Source organism: Actinomadura sp. 6K520 (assembly GCF_004349245.1).
Lineage (GTDB): Bacteria > Actinomycetota > Actinomycetes > Streptosporangiales > Streptosporangiaceae > Spirillospora.
On sequence record NZ_SMLC01000101.1, the window covers coordinates 1 to 18,547 of the forward strand.

12 protein-coding genes, 2 tRNA genes and 3 pseudogenes are annotated in these 18,547 nt (G+C 66.5%); 9 read left to right on the forward strand and 8 right to left on the reverse strand.

All coding sequences use genetic code 11. The annotated features are described in order from the left end of the window. Nucleotides 1-126: 126 nt before the first annotated feature. Nucleotides 127-912: pseudogene (locus E1289_RS24070) on the reverse strand (ISAzo13 family transposase); the annotation flags it as partial. Nucleotides 913-959: 47 nt separating this feature from the next. On the opposite strand from E1289_RS24070, the pseudogene E1289_RS39760 reads away from it, so the two are divergent. The 3 genes and pseudogenes from E1289_RS39760 to E1289_RS24085 all read left to right on the forward strand — a co-directional run. Further along, nucleotides 960-1,205: pseudogene (locus tag E1289_RS39760) on the forward strand (transposase); the annotation flags it as partial. 245 nt (nt 1,206-1,450) lie between these two features. Then, nucleotides 1,451-2,518, forward strand: coding sequence for an IS110 family transposase (locus E1289_RS24080; RefSeq protein WP_131983916.1), 1,068 nt, complete (start codon nt 1,451-1,453; stop codon nt 2,516-2,518). A gap of 16 nt (nt 2,519-2,534) precedes the next feature. Next, nucleotides 2,535-2,768: pseudogene (locus tag E1289_RS24085) on the forward strand (transposase); the annotation flags it as partial. A gap of 33 nt (nt 2,769-2,801) precedes the next feature. Here the strand turns inward: E1289_RS24085 and E1289_RS24090 are convergent. Beyond that, nucleotides 2,802-4,508, reverse strand: coding sequence for an IS481 family transposase (locus E1289_RS24090; RefSeq protein WP_243713105.1), 1,707 nt, complete (start codon nt 4,506-4,508; stop codon nt 2,802-2,804). A gap of 428 nt (nt 4,509-4,936) precedes the next feature. Here E1289_RS24090 and E1289_RS24095 point away from each other — a divergent pair, with 428 nt between their 5' ends. The 3 genes from E1289_RS24095 (at nt 4,937) to E1289_RS24110 (ending at nt 10,099) form a co-directional block, all read left to right on the forward strand. Continuing rightward, nucleotides 4,937-7,183 carry a protein kinase gene (locus E1289_RS24095; protein WP_165970589.1) on the forward strand — a complete coding sequence of 749 codons (2,247 nt, stop codon included), beginning with the start codon at nt 4,937-4,939 and terminating at the stop codon, nt 7,181-7,183. Between the two features lie 970 nt (nt 7,184-8,153). After that, nucleotides 8,154-8,573 (forward strand): plasmid mobilization relaxosome protein MobC, encoded by a 420-nt coding sequence (gene mobC, locus E1289_RS24105; RefSeq protein ID WP_131983887.1) that lies wholly within the window; start codon nt 8,154-8,156, stop codon nt 8,571-8,573. Further along, complete coding sequence (locus E1289_RS24110) at nt 8,570-10,099, forward strand: relaxase (protein ID WP_131983889.1); 1,530 nt, start codon at nt 8,570-8,572, stop codon at nt 10,097-10,099. Before mobC ends, E1289_RS24110 begins: the two co-directional genes overlap by 4 nt. Before the next feature lie 191 nt (nt 10,100-10,290). On the opposite strand, the gene E1289_RS24115 is transcribed toward E1289_RS24110, so the two are convergent. Continuing rightward, nucleotides 10,291-10,671 carry a hypothetical protein gene (locus E1289_RS24115; RefSeq protein WP_131983891.1) on the reverse strand — a complete coding sequence of 127 codons (381 nt, stop codon included), beginning with the start codon at nt 10,669-10,671 and terminating at the stop codon, nt 10,291-10,293. Nucleotides 10,672-10,844: 173 nt separating this feature from the next. Here E1289_RS24115 and E1289_RS24120 point away from each other — a divergent pair, with 173 nt between their 5' ends. After that, nucleotides 10,845-11,042, forward strand: coding sequence for a helix-turn-helix domain-containing protein (locus E1289_RS24120; RefSeq protein ID WP_131983893.1), 198 nt, complete (start codon nt 10,845-10,847; stop codon nt 11,040-11,042). Between the two features lie 239 nt (nt 11,043-11,281). Here E1289_RS24120 and E1289_RS24125 read toward each other — a convergent pair. Then, a tRNA-Gly gene (locus E1289_RS24125) sits at nt 11,282-11,355 on the reverse strand. A 139-nt stretch (nt 11,356-11,494) separates the two neighbouring features. Here E1289_RS24125 and E1289_RS24130 point away from each other — a divergent pair. Then, nucleotides 11,495-11,568 (forward strand) — tRNA-Pro (locus E1289_RS24130). Nucleotides 11,569-11,617: 49 nt separating this feature from the next. Here the strand turns inward: E1289_RS24130 and alaS are convergent. Both alaS and E1289_RS24140 read right to left on the reverse strand, forming a co-directional pair. After that, nucleotides 11,618-14,218 (reverse strand): alanine--tRNA ligase, encoded by a 2,601-nt coding sequence (gene alaS, locus E1289_RS24135; RefSeq protein WP_131983896.1) that lies wholly within the window; start codon nt 14,216-14,218, stop codon nt 11,618-11,620. A gap of 201 nt (nt 14,219-14,419) precedes the next feature. Beyond that, complete coding sequence (locus E1289_RS24140) at nt 14,420-14,797, reverse strand: helix-turn-helix domain-containing protein (RefSeq protein WP_207929117.1); 378 nt, start codon at nt 14,795-14,797, stop codon at nt 14,420-14,422. 122 nt (nt 14,798-14,919) lie between these two features. On the opposite strand from E1289_RS24140, the gene E1289_RS24145 reads away from it, so the two are divergent. Then, nucleotides 14,920-15,498: a YceI family protein gene (locus E1289_RS24145; protein WP_131983900.1), complete on the forward strand. Its 579-nt coding sequence runs from the start codon at nt 14,920-14,922 to the stop codon at nt 15,496-15,498. Nucleotides 15,499-15,548: 50 nt separating this feature from the next. Here E1289_RS24145 and E1289_RS24150 read toward each other — a convergent pair whose 3' ends face one another. Then, nucleotides 15,549-16,322: an alpha/beta fold hydrolase gene (locus E1289_RS24150; protein ID WP_243713103.1), complete on the reverse strand. Its 774-nt coding sequence runs from the start codon at nt 16,320-16,322 to the stop codon at nt 15,549-15,551. A gap of 206 nt (nt 16,323-16,528) precedes the next feature. Further along, complete coding sequence (locus E1289_RS24155; protein WP_131983902.1) at nt 16,529-18,358, reverse strand: glycoside hydrolase family 18 chitinase; 1,830 nt, start codon at nt 18,356-18,358, stop codon at nt 16,529-16,531. Between the last annotated feature and the right edge of the window lie 189 nt (nt 18,359-18,547).

Sequence of the window (18,547 nt, forward strand, 5' to 3'; positions counted from 1 at the left end):
CGGCCCGTCACCAGAAGGAAGATCGTGGCTGGTCATCGTCACTCTGCTCAGTACCCGTTCTCGCCCTGTTCACATCAGTTAGGGAACTTCATCCCCTCGTGTCCCACCTGAGCCTGACACAGAGGGGATCGACGCCGCCGCGAACGCGGAGGTGTCGTGGTCGACTCCGACGTTCACCCAGCCTGCGTCGGCGGTCAGGTCGTAGATCCCATACGGTATCGCCTGCTGGACGTCCGGGCCGTTGAAGAAGAAGCTGTGGTCCTCGACCTCCACCGGCTCCCCCTGGGGCCGCCACTCCCGTCCGGGCATCGGCAGTCGGCCCAGCTGCTCGCGCTTCTTGGTGTCGACGCTGACGACCGGTTCCCCAGCCGCCTGATGTTCTTTGACCTGCTCGTTGATATAGCGGAACTGGGCATCGCGGTCAGGATGCTGCCTGCCCTCGAGGGTCTTGACGTTGCCCTGGAGACTGAACCCGTTGTCGCGAAGCAGCCTGCCGACCGTCGGCGCCGAAACCCGGTGTCCCTGCCGGGTCAGCTCCTCGGCCAGGTTCCGCAGCGACTTGGTGGTCCACCGCAACGGCGACATCGGATCACCCCGCTCATCGGGCTCGACCAGCGCCAGCAACGCCGACAAGAGTCCCGGATCCTGCTGCACGGCCTGCTTACGGCCGCCTCCCGCCCTGCGGACGCGTCCATCCGCGAGCGGGTCCTCTCCACCTTCAAGCTCGAACACGCCCTTGCGGACCGTGGTCTCACTGACCCCCGCGATCCTCGCTACGGCCCGCACCCCACCATGCCCGAGCAACCGCGCCTCGGCCGCCAGCAACAGCCGCCGCTGCCGTTCATTCAGATGAGGGAACAGCACCTCAAACTTCAAGCTCAACTGCTCTCGAACCCCGTCCGCAACGGCCATACCACCGCATCCAACCACCAACACGGAAGCACCGACTTATTTCTTTACGGCTTCACTACCTGCGCAACCTGCTCACCCGCGTGCCCAAGTCGGCGCAGCCGTGGGTGGCGACGCTGGTGCGCACCATCTTCGACCAGCCCGCCGCCGAAGAGGTCCACGCCCAGCACGCCCGCGTGGTCGCCTCGCTGGAGACCAAGCACCCTGAGGCGTCCGAGCACCTGGACGCCGCCCGCGACGACCTTCTGGCCTTCACCGGCTTCCCGCGCCAGCTCTGGCGGCAGATCTGGTCCAACTGTGAGCATCTTCGGGTGCTGTCCGGACGGGGGCCTGGCCCGTGGTCTAACTGGCCGTGCTGCCTTTGGATTGATCTGCCGGTCCTTGCTCCGGGCGGCGCTTGCTGCCGTCGGGCCGGCAGACGTGTCCCGATAGGGGCCTTGCCGTCACAAGGCACCGTCACAGTTCTGACCGCCACGCCGGCCCGACGACGGCAATCACCCCCCCCGATGCCGTTCCAAGGAGCCCGATGACCATCGTCAGCATGCACGATGCCGATGTCGACCACCAGGTGGAAGACGTCGTCCTGGGAGTCGACACGCACAAAGACATCCACGTCGCCGCGGTGCTCACCCTTACCGGCGGCGTCATCGCACACGCCTCGTTTCCGACCACGACAGCTGGCTACCAGCACCTCATCGCTTGGGCCCGCTCCTTCGGCCAGGCCCGGCGGGCCGGGGTGGAGGGCACTGGCTCCTATGGGTTCGCGCTGGCCCGAGTACTGCAGGCCGAAGGGCTGACGGTTCTTGAGGTCAACCGGCCCGACCGCGCAGTGCGGCGGCGACGCGGCAAGACCGACACCATTGACGCGGAGAACGCGGCCCGGGCAGTCCTGACCGGCGAGGCGACCGCGGTCCCCAAGGCCGCTGACGGACCGGTCGAGATGCTTCGGGTGTTCAAGATCGCGAAGGACTCAGCGATCAAGGCGCGCACTCAGTCGATCAACCAACTCAAAGCGTTGCTGGTCAGTGCCGATCCAGCCCTGCGAGACCAACTCACTCGACTGTCCAACCCACGGCTCATCACCGCATGTGCTGCCCTGGACCCCTCAACAGCCCTCGCCACCGCACACGCCACTCTCTATACCCTCAAGCTCCTGGCCGAGCGAATCCAGTACCTGACCGGCCAGGTCGACGAGCTCGCCAAGCACATCACTTCAGCAGTGGAGGCCGCCGCTCCTGCCCTCCTCCAGCAACCCGGCATCGGCCCCGACAGCGCAGCCGTCCTCCTCATCACCGCGGGTGACAATCCCGAACGGCTCACTAGCGAGGCATCCTTCGCCGCGCTCTGCGGTGTCAGTCCCATCGAGGCGTCCTCTGGCAAGTCGAACCGACGACGACTCAACCGCGGCGGCGATCGGCAAGCCAACGCAGCGCTCTACCGGATCGCCCTCAGCCGCCTGCGATGGGACGCGCGAACACAGGACTACCTGGCGAAACGCACCAGCCAGGGCAAGACGCGCCGCGAGATCATCCGCTGCCTCAAACGCTACATCGCCCGCGAAGTACACCGCCTCATCACCGACTCCAGCTCACCCTCGCCACAGACTTGACATCCATAGGGGCATCAATCCCCAGGAGCGGCTGAACAAAGAGATCCGTCGGCGCACCGATGTGGTCGGGATCTTCCCCGACCGGGCCGCGATCGTCCGCCTCGTCGGCGCGGTGCTGATGGAGCAGACCGACGAGTGGACCGAGGCCCGCCGCTACATGGGCTTGGAGTTCCTGGCCAAAGCCCGCCTTCGAGTAGTCGAGGGCAACACACCCGACCCCGAGATCGACCACCGAGAACTCACCGCTTAACCTGCAGAAACAGGATCACGCGAAGATCAACTCTTACACCACTCCAGTGGACGTGACCTCCTGCACTGCGTGCAGGATGCGGAACTGGGTGTCTTCGCAGATCACGGTGACGACCTTGCCGCAGTGGGTCTGTCCGAGGTGGAGTTTGCAGCCGGCGACCATCAGCGAGCCTTGGCTGGACACGACCCGCTGAACGAGAGCGGGGCCGGTCTCGGCGAGCGCGGTGGGGTCGCCAGCGCGGGCGCCTCGCGGGTGGGTGCGTTGGTCGCCGGTCAGAGGGCTGGGGCGGGTGCAGGCCAGCGCGCCATTGTCCAGGACGTGGATCAGGTGCGGGCCGATGCGCAGAGTGACGCGTCGGCCGGCGAGGGGGAGGCGGACGCTGATCTTTTTCCGGCCAGCGAGACCAGTCCGGCGGTGTTGACGGTGCGGTCGACCTCGACCAGCGCATCGGTGGGCAGTTGGCCGGTGGGCAGCGCGGTGGCCGGGGACGGTCGGCCGGCGGCGTGCGCCGCGGACGTGGAGGCGGCGAAGGTCGTCGCTGGTGAGGGTGACCGGGTGGGTTTTGATGAGCTGGTCGTGGTGGAAGACGTGCAGGGTGGTGGTGCTGGCCCAGACCGTCACCTGCCGTCCGGCCAGGGCGGGGCCGAGCCATATCTGCCGTCCGGCGGCGGTCATGTTGCCGCTGGACGGGACGGTGTGATCGAACTCCACTGCGGCCGGGACCGTGACCGGGACTGCTGCCGTCGGAACGGACGGGGCCGGTGGCGGACCGGCGGCGGGCACCGATGCCAGGTCGGCGGGCAGCCGCAACGGCAACGCTGCCGACAAGCTCTGCCCGGTGCCGGGCCGGGAGGTGAAGCGGTCGGCGGGAGTGGCCATGTCCAGGGCCTGGTGGGGGCGGGCGGTGTTGTAGTCGGTGACCCAGGCGTCCAGGGCGTGCTGGGCGTCGTGCAGGCTGGGGAACGGGGCGTGGACGTCCAGGAATTCCTCGCGGACGGTGCGGTGCCAGCGTTCGACCTTGCCGGTGGTGGTGGGTGAGCGGATCTTGGTGTGTCGGGCGGAGATGCCGTTGTCGCGGCAGATCCGTTCGAACAGCACCTCGACCGGGCGGGGGCGGGTGAAGCGGTCGGTGTACTGCTTGCCGTTGTCGGTCAGTACCTCCTCGGGCACCCCGTGCTCGGCCAGGGCCGCCGCGAACGCGGCGCAGACCGCGCGGGCCGAGGCCCGCAGCACCAGGTGAGCGATGACGATGAACCGGGAGTGGTCGTCGATGCCGCTGACCAGCTTGGCCTCCCGGCCGTCGGTGAGCATGACCCCGCCCATGATGTCGATCTGCCACAGCTGCATGGCTGCGTCGCGTTCCCACCTCTGATACGACGAGCGAGGCCGACGCCGCCCGCCGGGGATGACCAGGCCATTGCGGGCCAAGATCCGCGACAGCGTCGCAGTCGCCGGCACCGGATCCACCCCTTGGCGGGCCAGCTCATGCGCCAGCCGCGCCGGGCCCCACCGCGGATGGGCCCTGCGTAGGGCACACACCAGTGCCTCCACCTTGGCCGCCGTGCGATGCGGGCAACTTGCCGGCCGATGCGACCGGTCCGCCAACGCCATCAGCCCACCGGACCGATACCGGCCCAGCCAGGCGTGCACGCTCTGCCGCGACACTCCATACCGCGCGGCGACCTCGGTCACCGGGCAGCCCGCTTCTACTTCCAGCACAGCGCGATACCGCTGCTCCATGACGCTCAGCTCCACCAGCGCCAACCCGACCTCCCGCGCAACCGATCCAACGATCACGCGAAAGCCAAGCCAGCCGACAGGGCGTCAAGCATCAACCGATGCCGGAGTGTCAAGCATCAACCGAGGAAGGACGCACCGGGACCGGATGCGAGCTTTCATTACGTCTTCAATGGCGCCGCTACGCGTCGCCGGCGGCCGCCCGCCCCGGCGCGCCGGGCATGCGGCCTGTCCCGTCCGGTCCCGCCGCACCGGCCCGCACGGCCGCGACGACGCGGTGAGTCACCTTGCATGGGAAATCACTCAATGCCACGGAGTGTCTGCAGAGTGTAGCTGAAAAAATGTGTCTGGAAGTGGCCAGGTCAGTGGCGAGGATCCGAAGACAGCGCAGCTTCCAGCTTTGTATGATTTGCAACGCAAGAACCGACACAGTGCATACGGTTGCATCATCCAAGCTTGGGGGCAATGTGAATAGAGCGGTAGTCGTCGGGATTGACGATTATGCTGGCGCGCCTCTCTATGGCTGCGTCAACGATGCGACGGATGTGGCATCTTGTCTCTCGCTTGAACAGTATGATTTCGATACGACGATTCTGCTTAACAGTGGAGCTACGCGAAATAGCATACTTGAAGCAATTTCAGAATTAGCATACGCGAGTGAAGGAGAAAATCTTCTCTTCTACTTTGCTGGACATGGTGAAGTGATTGGCCAGGCTGGATATCTAGTCGCTCATGATGCCCGGCAATATGACCCCGGAATCTCGCTGGGCCATCTTGCGCAAATAATGGAATCGGCAAGTCATAACTACAATCATGTGATCACAATACTTGATTGCTGTCATGCTGGTTCCGCTTTCACCTGGAGCAGCAGCAGGCCCCTGCAAGCTGGCGACATCGAACGCGAAGTCCCAGCCGTTAACGAGAGTCGCTGCATCCTGGCAGCCTGTCGACCAGAGCAGACCGCTGACGAAGTTGACGGTTCGGGCGTGTTCACGGATGCATTGACTGACTGCCTGCTTGGTGCATCAGTGAACTGGGATGGCGACGTAACCCTTCTAGGGATCTTTGAATATATCGCCGCTAGTATCCCGTCAAATATTCAGACTCCAGTCTTCAAGGGTGATATAGCTGGAACCGTAGTGCTAGGTCGCGGATTCCCTCCTCGCCAAGGGCGTCCTATAGATAAGAGCGAGTTGGCGCGAACTCTAGCAAAAGCGCACCAGTTGGTTGACCAATATTACTACGAGCAACTTGCTGAGCTGTCTGAGCGTAATGTCAGACTAAACGGTGGTGCCAGAAAGTGCTCACTTAGTCTCGAATCAGTGGTTCAGTGGTTCTTGGAGACGGAGCAAGCCCTACCAGATATACGGCGAGAGCAGGCCTGGTCGGGTCTAGTCGGCCGAGTTCGTGAGTACAGAAAGAATCTGGCCGACATAAGTATTGGCGAACAGACTCGCTTCGGTCGAGTGGTAAGGCATCTCGGGCACGGCGGCTACGGCCATGTATGGGAGATTGCTACTGGGCAAGAGAAACGCCTCGCGCTTAAAGTATTTCACGGTAATGAACTCGACGATGACGTAAAAGTGCGGCGATTCGCCAACGGCTACGGTAACATGCGCAAGTTGGAACATCCGCGGATTGTGCGTGTCCATGACATTATGTCCGCCCCGTTCGGATTTGTCATGGATGCTATCCCCGGCGATAATCTTCGCAATACATATATCGATCGCACTGATCCTGAGGTCATGTTGCGTCTCATGCTCGACATTTGTGAGACAGTGCAATATGCGCACTCCCAGCAGGTAAAGCATCGAGACATTAAGCCTGAAAATATCATCGTCGAGATATCGAATGGTCAGCTGACGCCGTTCCTCACTGATTTCGACCTCGCCTACCATGAGACTAACAGGACGGTGACCACCAACATCGGCGTGGGCGGCGTCATCAACTATGCTGCACCTGAGCAGTTTTTCGAACCAAATGCCAAGACAGCTAGGAGTGAGAAGGTTGACATCTTCAGCCTAGCTCAACTGATGTTCTTCATTATTCTCGGCAGAGATCCAAGCGCCGACAACCATGCAAGCAACGTCGAAACCCTCAAGAGAGAACTCAGGAGTTGGATCGACGACCGGGCGGCCAACAGTCTTATCTCCCTATACCAGACTGCGACATCAAGACGACCAGCGGATCGTCCGGAATCAGTCATTGATTTTATGAGGCCTATTCACGCGGCAGAGGCCGTCATCCAAACCGCAAGCGGAACTGATCAAGTCGCTGAAGAGGACTACTGCCGGCGAGTAGGGCACCTTTATGCAGGGCTTGGTGGCTATACTGCCACTGACGGTGAATGTCGCATGAACAGCCTGTCGAACCAGGTTGAGATCATCGTTCGACTCAAGGGGCCCGCTGGAGCGAACAAAGTGGGGCTGGAGATCGAATTCTCCGTAACGGGAAAGCTTCCGGTTCCATCTTTGAAGTCAGGAAAGTCGGCGAGAGAGTCGATCAACGTGAGACTCGACAAGTCCTTTGGGAGGCTGGCGGGTGTGCGGCGACGTGCGGGTACCAAAGGAGCGTTTCAAACCTTTGCTGTAATCGATTCTGTGTCACTGGATAACGCGGGAGTGGCACTCGCTGTCGAGGTGATTACGACGACCATTGCTAGTATTGAGCAATGGTGATTGATCAATTTTCGGCCGTGGTCATCGTCCTCTCGTGAGAGAGGCGACGGGGGAAGCGCCGGAGGTACCTCGAGGCGGCACCACGTGGATGAGGCCGTCGACTGAACGAATCCGGCTGCACTCCGGGGCGGCTTGTCCTCGTATTGGTCGGGTTCCGTCGTGGGTGGCGGGGACGGTGGTTGCCCGATCGGTGAGGGCTTGGCGTCCTGGTGGGGTTGGGGGGAGTACAGCAGAGGAGTAGCGCAACAGAGGCTTACGACTGCTGGCACCGGCGACCAGGCGCACACGGGTCTACCTGCGGCGCGAGTGGCGATCTTGGGGCGGCCGGTTTCCTGTAAACAGAAGGTTAGGGCTCAAGTCCTCTCGCGGACCCCCAGTTCAACGCCCTCTTCCGATCACGGAAGCGGCTGTTTGCTAGCAGTGGCATACGCCGCATCCTCGATTTTCCCCGCGAAGATTGGGGCTGCTTCAACTGCTCGTTGACGACGTGCGCGTAGACCCGCAGCGTGATCGCTGGATCGGCGTGCTCAAGCCTGTCCGCGCCGACATGAACAGGGGCGTCCGCCAGGACCAAAGCCGTCGAGACCGCCGAGGTAGACGCCGGGAAGGTCGTCAGCGGAACGAGTATGGCTGCCCTCCTCCTCGCTGCCTGCGAAGGGTGAAACCTTCCTCGACGGGCCGAACGTGACACGGAGGGCCTTCTCGGCGATTCTTGTTCTTGTCGCGCAGACCGAGATAGCGAGGACTTCATCAGTAGGGTGGAACGCCACCGCAGCGCCCGGCAGTGAGCGTCAGAATCGCTCGTTGTTTGAAATGAACTGACCCTCGCACCCTTACGCCTTATCAGCTTAGTGTGGGATGCAAGATAGCTGGTAGAGCGCTACCTGTTGTGGATAACTTCCGCTCGGAAGATCACACTGGCCATGTTGGGGACCGAGCGCGGTCCCTCGAAAGCCAGGAGCGGAAATCCATGACGACATCCAAACGAGGCAGCGACGGCTCGGAGCCGCTGCAGCGTCGAGCGAAGCTCGGCGGAGGGCGGCGGCGAGAGCGGGAGTTGAGAATCCGGGTCGGTGACCAAGAGTACGAAGAGATCCACGAAGCGGCAACGCGTGCCGGGCTCGCCTGCAGCGCCTTCGTTGTGAAGATGGTTCGGACTGCGATTCGGGAGCGGAGGCCTGTCGACGGGGCGCTCGTCGCATTGCATGCCGAACTGCGCAATGCCAGCCGTCAGATCAACGCGGTAGGTATCAATCTCAACCAACTCGTGCGCCATGCCAACGCCCACGGCCAGGTCCCGGAATCGGTGACGTGGCTGGCGGCGTACTGCTTCCAGGTGGTGTGGCGGACCGAGGCCGTCATCGTCGAACTCGGTCGACGTCTACCGTGATCGCGAAGGTCACTCGCGGCGCCGATGTCGGCAACCTGCTGCGCTACCTGTACGGGCCAGGCAAGCGCAACGAGCACGCCGACCCCCACATCGTTGCCGGGTACCGGCACCCGGCCGCCCTGGAACCAGCACGGCGAGCGGACGGGAAGCGCGATCTCCGGCCGCTGGCCGAGGTGCTGCGGTCTCCGCTGGAGACGATGAAGCGGAGTCGGCCGGCCGAGCCGGTCTGGCAATGCTCGCTCCGCACAGCCCCCACCGATCGTCCCCTGACCGATGAGGAGTGGGCCGACGTCGCCGAGGAACTGATGCACCAGACCGGCATCGCACCACGGGACGATCCCGAGGCGTGCCGGTGGATCGCCGTGCGCCACGCCGACGATCACATCCATGTCGTGGCCACACTCGCGCGTGATGACGGCCGTCGACCGAACATCACCCGTGACTACCTCAAGGCCCGCAAGGCGTGCCAGACCGTCGAGCGACGGTATGGGTTGTGCCCTACCGCTCCTGCGGACCGGACGGCAGCACCGCGCCCTTCGCGGGCTGAGCTGGAACGGGCTCAGCGCGCCGGGTTGCAGGAGCCGCCCCGCGTCGCGCTGCGTCGGCACGTGGCCGCAGCCGCCGCAGCGTCCGACAGTGAGGAGGCGTTCTTCGCCGGCCTGCGCGAGGGCGGGCTGGCGGTACGGCTGAGATTCAGCGTCCGGACGCCAGGTGAGGTCACTGGCTACGCCGTCGCGATGCCCGAGTACACCAACTCGGAGGGTGAACCGATCTTCTTCTCCGGTGGCAAGCTCGCCGCCGACCTCACCTTGCCCAAGCTGCGTCATAAGTGGACGGACAGCGAGGTCCGCCGACCGGTGGCCCGGTCGCGAAGGTGGGCGACGGGCTCGTCCACCGACCACGAGGTGCGCGTTGCTGCCTACCAGGAGGCCGCCCGAGTAGCCGGGACAGCGGCTTGGCAGATGCGAGCCTTTCATGATCCAGGTGTCCGTGCTGACCTCGCAGCCGCGGCCGCTGACGTCCTGCACGTTACGGCGGACATCACCGGCAACCGCGAACTAGCCAAGGCCGCCGACGCCTACGACCGCGCCGCCCGAGAACCATTCGGCCGTCCACCACCGGGCACGCCGTACGGAAGCGCCCTGCGCGCAGCAGCACGGGCGCTTGCGATCACCAACGTCTGCTGGGGAGATCGACGCGAGCAGAAGCGGGATCTCACAGTTGATCTGCTGTTTCTCATCGCGAACATTGCAGATCTCATCGAATCGGTAGCGGAGCATCGTCTTGCTCAGCAGCGACTTGCCCAAGCCGATGCCGCACGCCGGGCCGCCGGGCGGCTGCACGGCGTCCGACGGACGGAACCCCGGCAAGCTACCTCCGCGCCACTCGAAGGGGAGCGGGCGATGGCACGTCTCGTGGCCGAGTCCTTCCCTGTGCCGCTGGTCGACGGGTTGAGGTCGACGGGCACCCGCGCAGCTCGTCCGTCCGAGAGGCCCTCGCATCGAAAGGGCGCACCCAGGCGCTGACCAGGGGGAGGGCGACTCGCCGATGCGTTCGCAATGGCGGAGTCATGATCACGGTGCGTGCACAATGACGGAGCGTAAACAATGTCATGAAGTGGCAGAGCTTCTGCCTGCCGCTCCCCATCAGGAAGGAAGGGTCATGTCCACGATCAACTCTGGCCCTCCCGCGGAGGGTCTGCACCATCAGGAGTGCACTAATGACCTTCGACCACACCCAGCCCGGCCGTGACGTCCAGACCGACTACGAGACCGAACAGTTCGCCCACGACCTGGAGAGCGCCGTCCGCTCGCTGAAGCAGGCCGTCGGCCAACCGCAGGGCCTTGCCGGGCCGGCGACCGTCTACGCAGTGCTGGACGCCATCCACGCAGCCGCCTCCGGCTTCGACCAACTTCTCCTGCAACTCGAACGCTTCCTCATGCGTCAGCACCTGGACGGACGACTCGTTCGTGACCACGGTGCGAGCCTCGACGAAGCACTCGATGCCTTCGGTCGCGCCATCCTCCACGCCCGCCACCAGGGCGCGGGATGCAGCGAGGCGGTCGACCAGGCCCGGAGCGCGATCAACCACGTTCACGGCAGCGGGATGTCGCCTGGAGGCGGCGCAACACCGTCCCCCAACCCCGTCGCTGAACCGGCGCCTGCGGCCACGCTCCGACGAACCGAGCCACGAGCGAGACATCCCGAGAACGGACGGTTGCGCACGAGATGGTTCGGCAACCCCCGGAGAGGGGCCGGAGCGTGAAGCAGATGAGCCACGATGAGCTGCTCGCGCTCCCCACCACGGTCAGCGTCGAGACCGCAGCCCGCGCCATCAGGCTCGGACGCACGCGCGCCTACCAGCTCGCCCGCCAAGGGCAGTTCCCCTGCAAGGTGATCCGCATCGGCGCCAGCTACCGCATCGTGACGGTTGACCTCCGGCGGCTGCTCGGCATCGAGCCGAGCTAGCGAGCCGTCCAACGAACGAAGGTCCGGTTCCCGTCCGGGAGCCGGACCTTCCGTGTTGAGGGTGCCAGGTTCGTCGGCGTGCTGATCTCCGACAGGGACGGTCAGACCATGATCACCAAGGTTCGCAGTTGAACCAGAATGCCGCCCAGACGTGCCAGATCCCAGTGACAAATGGGTGACAAATGATCTTGGAAGCGGCTCTCAAGATCGCCCCACAGGGCTCTGATCTGGGGAAACAGTGGAGCGGGCGACGGGAATCGAACCCGCGTAGCCAGTTTGGAAGACTGGGGCTCTACCATTGAGCTACGCCCGCGAGTGGACGGAGGGCGGTGGGCCCTCGATCGTCAGTCCGTAGCGTACAGGGTTCCGCGTGTGGACGTGCCGGGTGGTCCGGGTGCCGGGTAATGGAGCGGCGGGCCGGGGCGTTGGGGGCTAGACTCCGTCATCGTGTGCGGGCTGTAGCGCAGTTTGGTAGCGCACCGGCTTTGGGTGCCGGGGGTCGTGGGTTCAAATCCCGCCAGCCCGACAGGGAGGCCCCGGCCGCCGCCCGGTGCCGGGCGGCGGCCGTGCCGCGGTCAGGGGGCCAGGAGGGTACGGGCCTGAGCCGCCGCGGTCTTGAGGGCCGTCGGCAGGTTGGCGGGGTTGCGGCCGCCCGCGTTCGCGATCGGGCCCTTGCCGCCGGCGCCGCCGGCTATTTCGCGGGCCGCTCCGGTGAGCAGGTCCCGTGCCTGCGCTCCGGTGTTCGTCGCCGCCACGAGGGACGCCTTGCCGTCCACTTGCGTGCCCAGGATGACGACGCCGCGGTCCCGGCGGAGCTTGAGGATCCTGGTGGCGAGGGCGCGCAGGTCCCTGCCGTCGGGGACGCTTTGTGCGATGAGCCATCCGCCCGGTACCGGCTCGGCTTGGGCGGCCAGGCGTGCCGCGTGTGTGTCCAGTTCGGTCTGGCGGAGGTTCTCCAGTTGGCGCTTGGTCTCCGCGAGGGTCTCCAGGCGTTGGCGCAGGCGGTCGGGGGCCTGGTCGGGGCGGACGTTCAGAAGCGTCGCGAGTTCGTTGAGGATGTCGCGCTGGTGGTCGTGGTAGCCCAGGGCGTCGGCGCCGGTCAGGGCCTCGATGCGGCGTAGGCCGGTGCCGATGGACGACTCGCCGACTATCTGGACGGGGCCCGCCTGCGATCCGTGGCCGACGTGGGTGCCGCCGCACAGTTCACGGGACGCGTCGCCGATGTCCACGATCCGGACGGCCGGGCCGTATCGCTCGCCGAACATCGCCACCGCGCCTGAAGCCTCCGCTTCCGCGCGGGTCGCCTCCCAGGCCGTGACCTCGGGATCGTCCAGCAGGTAGTCGTTGACGAGGGTCTGGACCAAGCGGGTGTCCACGGGGGAGAAGTGGGCGAAGTCGAAGCGGAGACGGCCCGGCTCGACCCGTGAGCCTCGCTGGGACGCGTGTTCGCCCAGGTGGCGGCGCAGCATCGCGTGCAGGACGTGGGTCGCGCTGTGGGAGCGTGCGGTCGCGGAGCGGCGGGCGGCGTCGACGGTCGCCTCTGCCTCCTCGCCGGGACGCACCTCGCCGGCTGTGACGCGGACCGTGTGCACGTGGAGGCCGTCGAGGCCGAGGCGGGTGTCCAGGACGTCCAAGGTCGCGGCCGAGGTGCGCAGGGCGCCCGTGTCCCCGACCTGGCCGCCCGATTCCGCATAGAACGGGCTGCGTGCCAGGATCACCTCTAGTTCGTCGCCCTCGCCGGCGATGTCGATGGGTCCCCGCGGGGCCAGGAGGGCCAGGACGCGCGTTTCCGCCGTCGTCGAGGAGTAGCCGACGAAGTCCGTGAGGCCGTGCTCGGCGGTCACGGTGCGGTAGAGGTCTTGGCGCGCGACCGCGCCGCCCTTCCTGGAGTGGCCGGCTCGGTGCGCCTGGCGGCGTTGCGCTTCGAGGAGTTCCGCGAACTCGTTCTCGTCGACGGTGAGGCCCGCCGAGCGCGCGGCGTCCAGGGTCAGGTCGATCGGGAAGCCGTAGGTGTCGTGCAGTTCGAATGCGGTCCGTCCTGGGATGGTGGTCTTTGCCCGGCTGATCGCCGAGTCCAGGAGCCGGGAGCCCTGGCGGAGCGTCCGCTCGAAAGTCTCTTCCTCCGCGGTGACGACCTGGCGGATCAGCTCGGAGCGGTGGGTCAGCTCGGGCCAGGTCCCGCCCAGGGTGTCGATGACGCTGGACGTCAGCGCCGGCAGGGCGAGGTCCTCGATGCCGAGTCTGCGTGCGTGCCGGATGGCGCGGCGCATCAGGCGGCGCAGCACGTAGCCTCGGCCGTCGCGGGCGGGCAGCACGCCGTCGGCGATGAGGAACGCGATCGAGCGGGAGTGTTCGGTGACGACGCGGAAGGACGTGGCGTCCGCTCTGTCGTATTCGCGGCTCGCCATTTCCTGGACGAGCCGGAATGTCGGCGCCAGCAGGTCGGTCTCGCAGACCGTGTCCACGTTTTGCAGGATCGCGGCGAGACGGTCGAGCCCGAGCCCGGTGTCGATGTTCTTCGCGGGCAGCTCACCGAGGATCGGGTAGTCGTCCTTCCCGGTGCCCTCCCCACGGAGGTTCTGCATGAAGACGAGATTCCACAGTTCCTGGTAGCGCTCGCCGTCCACGGCGGGCCCGCCTTCGCGTCCGAAGGACGGCCCCCTGTCGTAGTGCAGTTCGGAGGACGGGCCGCATGGGCCGGGCATGCCCATCGACCAGTAGTTGTCCGCCATGCCGAGCCGCTGGATCCGTTCCAGGGGAACGCCGACCCGGCGCCAGAGGCGCACGGCCTCGTCGTCATCCAGGTACACGGTGACCCAGAGGCGCTCGGCATCGAGGTTGTAGTGGCGTGTGAGCAGTTCCCACGCCCAGGAGATCGCCTCCGCCTTGAAGTAATCGCCGAAGGAGAAGTTGCCGAGCATTTCGAAGAACGTCGCGTGCCGGGTCGTGCGGCCCACGTTCTCGATGTCGGACGTACGTGCGCACTTCTGCACGGACACCGCACGTGGGTGTTCCGGCGCGGTCTCACCGAGGAAGTGGGGCTTGAACTGGTTCATGCCCGCGTTCGCCAGCAGAAGCGTGGGGTCGGACGGGATCAGCGGGCTGGACGGCACGACGCGGTGGTCGCGCTCTTGGAAGAAGTCAAGAAACGTCGAGCGAAGGTCGGTCGAGCGCATGGGACGGCCTCACGAGGTCGATGGGATGACGGCGCACACCGCCGAGCCGGGCCGGGCACGACTGCTCGTTCCCCAGCTCGGCGCGGCTAGCTCGCCGTCCCACCTCGTGAAGGTCCATCGCCTCAAAGCTAACGCGCCATGGCCGGCGATGGCACGTGGATTTCCCGCCGCGTCCGTTCCGCCGACCACGCCTTCACTGCTTCATTTCGCCTGGATCGCCGCCATCTCCTCGGCGCGGGCGTCGTACTCGGCTCGGGCGGCGTCGATCTCATTGCGGTGGGACTCCGCCCATGCGACGAGGGTGCTGGCCGCGGCAATGAGCGTCGCGCCCATGGGGGTGAGGGAGTACTCCACGCGTGGCGGCATCACCGGGTACACGGTCCGGGTGACGATGCCGTCGCGTTCCAGGCCGCGCAGGGTGACGGTGAGCATGCGCTGGCTGATGCCGTCGATCTCGCGCTTGAGCTCGGTGAACCGCATGGTCTGCTCGCCCAGCAGCGAGACCACCAGTAGCGACCACTTGTCGCCGACCCGATCGAGGATCTCCCGTGCCCGGCATGCATGGGCCGTCCGCTGCATGGTTATCTCCAGGTGACCAGGGCAGAAAAAAGTGCCTTCTTGTGCCGACTCCGCGGGTGTCCGCACCATGGGGGCGGTTCCTCTTCAGAACCGCCTTACCTTTCATAACCCAAGGAGACACGATGAAGGCCCAGCTTGTCGAGATCCCCGGTTACGTCGCCGGTACATGGACCATCGACCCCGCCCACAGCAACGTCGGCTTCACCGTCCGGCACCTGATGGTCAGCAAGGTCCGCGGGCGCTTCGGGACGTTCGAGGGCACGATCGTGACCGGCGACGACCCCCTCGACTCGTCGGTGAGCGCGACGATCGACCTGGCGTCGATCGACACCGGCATCGCCCAGCGGGACGCGCACGTCCGGTCCGCCGACTACCTGGACGTGGAGAAGTACCCCACGATGACGTACCGCTCCACCGGCTTGCGCCCCGACGGGGACGACTTCGTCCTGGACGGCGAGCTGGCCTTGCGCGGCATGACCAAGCAGGTCCCGCTCAAGCTGGAGATCGGCGGCTTCAGCCCCGACCCGTTCCTGGAGGACCCGTTCAAGGGCGCCCGGGTGGGGTTCACCGCGACCGGTGAGATCAGCCGGCTTGAGTTCGGTGTCGGCGACACCGCGAAGGTGCCCGGTGGGGCGGGCCTCGGCCTGGGGGAGAAGGTCCAGATCACCCTGGAGGTCCAGGCGGTGCTCCAGAACACGTGACAGGGCAGTGCGCCGGGCGGGCGGCTCCAAGCGCCGCCCGCCCGGCCGGTTCACGATGCGGTGGCGAGGAAGGCGGTGAGCGCGGCGGTCAGTTCGGCGGGGGCGTCCTCCTGCACGAGGTGGCCGGCACCGTCGATCAGGTGGAGCCGCGACCCCGGGACGAGCGCGGCCAGCTCGTGGGCCTTGGCGACGGGTATCCAGGTGTCCGATGCGCCCCAGCAGATCAGGACGGGGAGCTCCAATTCGCCGTAGCGGCTCTGGATCTCGTCCGTGTACCGCTGGTCCGCCTGGGCGATCTGCCGGTAGAAGGCCGGCTGGCCCGCGTCCCCAAGCCAGGGGTCCACGAGCGCCTCCAACACCGCCGGGTGCAGACCGCGGTGGCTCGCGGACGACACGTACTCCCGGACGAGCGCCCCATGCAGCGCCGGTGGAAGCTGCTCGAACACCTCCGCATTGGCCCCGACCAAGCGGAAGAAGGGGGAACCCCAAGGAGCGAGGGCGACGGGATCGACCAGCGCAAGGGCACGGTAACGGGCGCCGTGCAGGAGATGCGCCCGGAGGGCGACGGCCCCACCGAAGTCATGCGCCACGACCATCGGTTCGTCCAGTCCCCAGTGGGCCAGCAGCTCGATGAAGACACGGCCCTGCGCGGCGAGCGACACGTCCTGCCCCTCGCTCATCTCGGACGTCCCATAACCCGGCATGTCCCACACGTACACGCGATGGGTCGTCGCCAAAGCGCGCGCGACACCACGCCACACAAAGGACGAGAACGGCGTGCCGTGCAGCAGGACGACTGGGGCCGCGTCCTGGTCCCCGAGCACGTCCCACCGAACCTCACCCGAACCGCTCCGGTACGTCCTGCCCGGCTTCCAGTCCCGCACAACAGCCCCCAACGTCGGTAACGATCATGACCGACCGTACTCGGTGTTCCGGGCATGGAACGGGCCCCTGACCGCTCTCCGTGGTGGTCAGGGGCCCGATGTCTCGGCTGCCGCAGGAGGCTGGGAGGTCCCCCTTCTGCGAACGGCTAGCCGAGACCGTTCTTGATCGCGGTGATCAGCTCACCGTTCGGCGTGTCTCCGCTGAGTTCCCAGAAGAAGGCGCCCGCCAGGCCCTCGTCCTGGGCGTAGGCCATCTTCCCGCCGATGGTGGACGGCGTGTCGTAGCTCCACCACTGGCTGCCGCACTTGGCGTAGGCGGTGCCGGCGACGGTGCCGTTCGCGGGGCACCGGCCCTTGAGGACCTTGTAGTCCTCGATGCCGGCCTCGTAGGTGCCGGGTGCGGCGCCCGTCGCGGTCCCGCCCGGCTCGGACTGGGTGACGCCCGTCCAGCCGCGGCCGTAGAAGCCGATGCCGAGCAGCAGCTTGCTCGCCGGGACGCCCTTGGCCTTCAGTTTGGCGATGGTCTCGGCCGAGTTGAAGCCCTGCTGCGGGATGCCCGGGTAGGACGTGAGCGGCGAGTGCGGTGCCGTCGGCCCCTGGGCGGCCCAGGCGCCGAAGTAGTCGTAGGTCATCGGCATGAACCAGTCGGCGTGCCGGGCGGCGCCCGCGTAGTCGGTCGCGTCCATCTTGCCGCCGGGGCTGGCGTCGGCGGTGATCGCGGCGGTCACGAGGTTGCCGGAGCCGAACCTGGACCGCAGCGCCGACAGCAGGTTCCCCAGCGCGTCCGGGCCGCTGCTGTCGCAGGTGAGGCCGCAGGCGTTCGGGTACTCCCAGTCGATGTCGATGCCGTCGAACACGTCCGCCCAGCGCGGGTCCTCGACCAGGTCGTAGCAGGACTCGGCGAACGCGGCCGGGTTCTGGGCGGCCTGCCCGAACCCGCCGGACCACGTCCAGCCGCCGAACGACCAGACCACCTTCAGGCCGGGGTGCATCCGCTTCAGCTTGCGGAGCTGGTTGAAGTTGCCGCGCAGCGGCTGGTCCCAGGTGTCGGCGACGCCGTCGACGCTGTCGGCGGCGGTGTACGCCTTGTCGGTCGCCGCGTAGGCGTCGCCGATCGTGCACTTGCCGCCCTGGACGTTGCCGAACGCGTAGTTGATGTGGGTGAGCCGGTCGGCGGAGCCGCTCGTCTCGATGTTCTTGACGTGGTAGTTGCGCTGGTAGACGCCCCACTCGGCGAAGTACCCGATGACCTTGCCGCCGGCGTCCCCGGGGTCGCCGCCCTCGCTCGTGGTGACCGAGACGGCGCCGGACGCGGGGGAGGTGTTCCCGGCGGCGTCCCGGGCCCTGACGGTGAACGTGTAGGCGGTCCCGGCCGACAGGCCGCCCACGGTCGCGCCGGTGCCGGTCACCGAGGCGGCCTTCGTCGCGCCGTTGTAGACGTCGTAGCCGGTGACGCCGACGTTGTCGGTCGCCGCGTTCCACGCCAGCGACACGCTGGTGGCGGTCTTGCCCGTGGACCGGAGGCCGGACGGAGCGGTCGGGGCCTCGTCGTCCTCGCCGGGCCCGCCGGAGCCGTCGCAGGCGGCGCCGTTGACGGTGCAGCCGGTCAGCCAGCCGGGCCCGGTTCCGTTGAACCCGAAGCTGGTGCCGGCACCGGCGGCGAGGGTCGCGTTCCAGCCGGGGTTGGTGAACGTGTAGCGGTCGCCCGAGACGGTCCTGGTGGCGTTCCAGGCGGTGGTGATGGCCGTGCCGGGCGGCAGGTCCAGCTCGACCGTCCAGCCGTTCAGGGCCGTGTCCGTGCCGTTGGTGACCGTGCACGCGCCCTCGAAGCCCGTGCCCCAGTCCTGGGTCTTGGTACAGGTGGCGGTGACCGTCCCGGCCGACGACGCAGGGGGCGCCGTCAGCAGGGCGGTGGCGACCGCCAGCGTCGTCGCGCCGGCGAGCCCGATGGCCCGCCGTCCGCCCGGTCTTGACATGATTCTCCGTTCGTTCGGCCCCCGAGCAAACAGGAATCCCCGCGCAATTCTTAGGAAACTTTCCTAAGAATTGGCCAGATGGTAACCGGGTGGAACGGTGCGTTCAAGGGGGTGCCGGACGTCCGGCCACCGCCCGGTCCGGTGGTCTAAGCGGCTGCCTGCACACGTACGGGCGGGCGCTCCGAAAGA

Bases quoted from the DNA above. Each gene is read 5' to 3' on its own strand.
- E1289_RS24080 (WP_131983916.1), top strand. From the start codon at position 1,451: ATGCACGATGCCGATGTCGACCACCAGGTGGAAGACGTCGTCCTGGGA.
- E1289_RS24090 (WP_243713105.1), bottom strand. From the start codon at position 4,508: ATGGAGCAGCGGTATCGCGCTGTGCTGGAAGTAGAAGCGGGCTGCCCG.
- mobC (WP_131983887.1), top strand. From the start codon at position 8,154: ATGACGACATCCAAACGAGGCAGCGACGGCTCGGAGCCGCTGCAGCGT.
- E1289_RS24120 (WP_131983893.1), top strand. From the start codon at position 10,845: ATGAGCCACGATGAGCTGCTCGCGCTCCCCACCACGGTCAGCGTCGAG.
- alaS (WP_131983896.1), bottom strand. From the start codon at position 14,218: ATGCGCTCGACCGACCTTCGCTCGACGTTTCTTGACTTCTTCCAAGAG.
- E1289_RS24140 (WP_207929117.1), bottom strand. From the start codon at position 14,797: ATGCAGCGGACGGCCCATGCATGCCGGGCACGGGAGATCCTCGATCGG.
- E1289_RS24145 (WP_131983900.1), top strand. From the start codon at position 14,920: ATGAAGGCCCAGCTTGTCGAGATCCCCGGTTACGTCGCCGGTACATGG.
- E1289_RS24155 (WP_131983902.1), bottom strand. From the start codon at position 18,358: ATGTCAAGACCGGGCGGACGGCGGGCCATCGGGCTCGCCGGCGCGACG.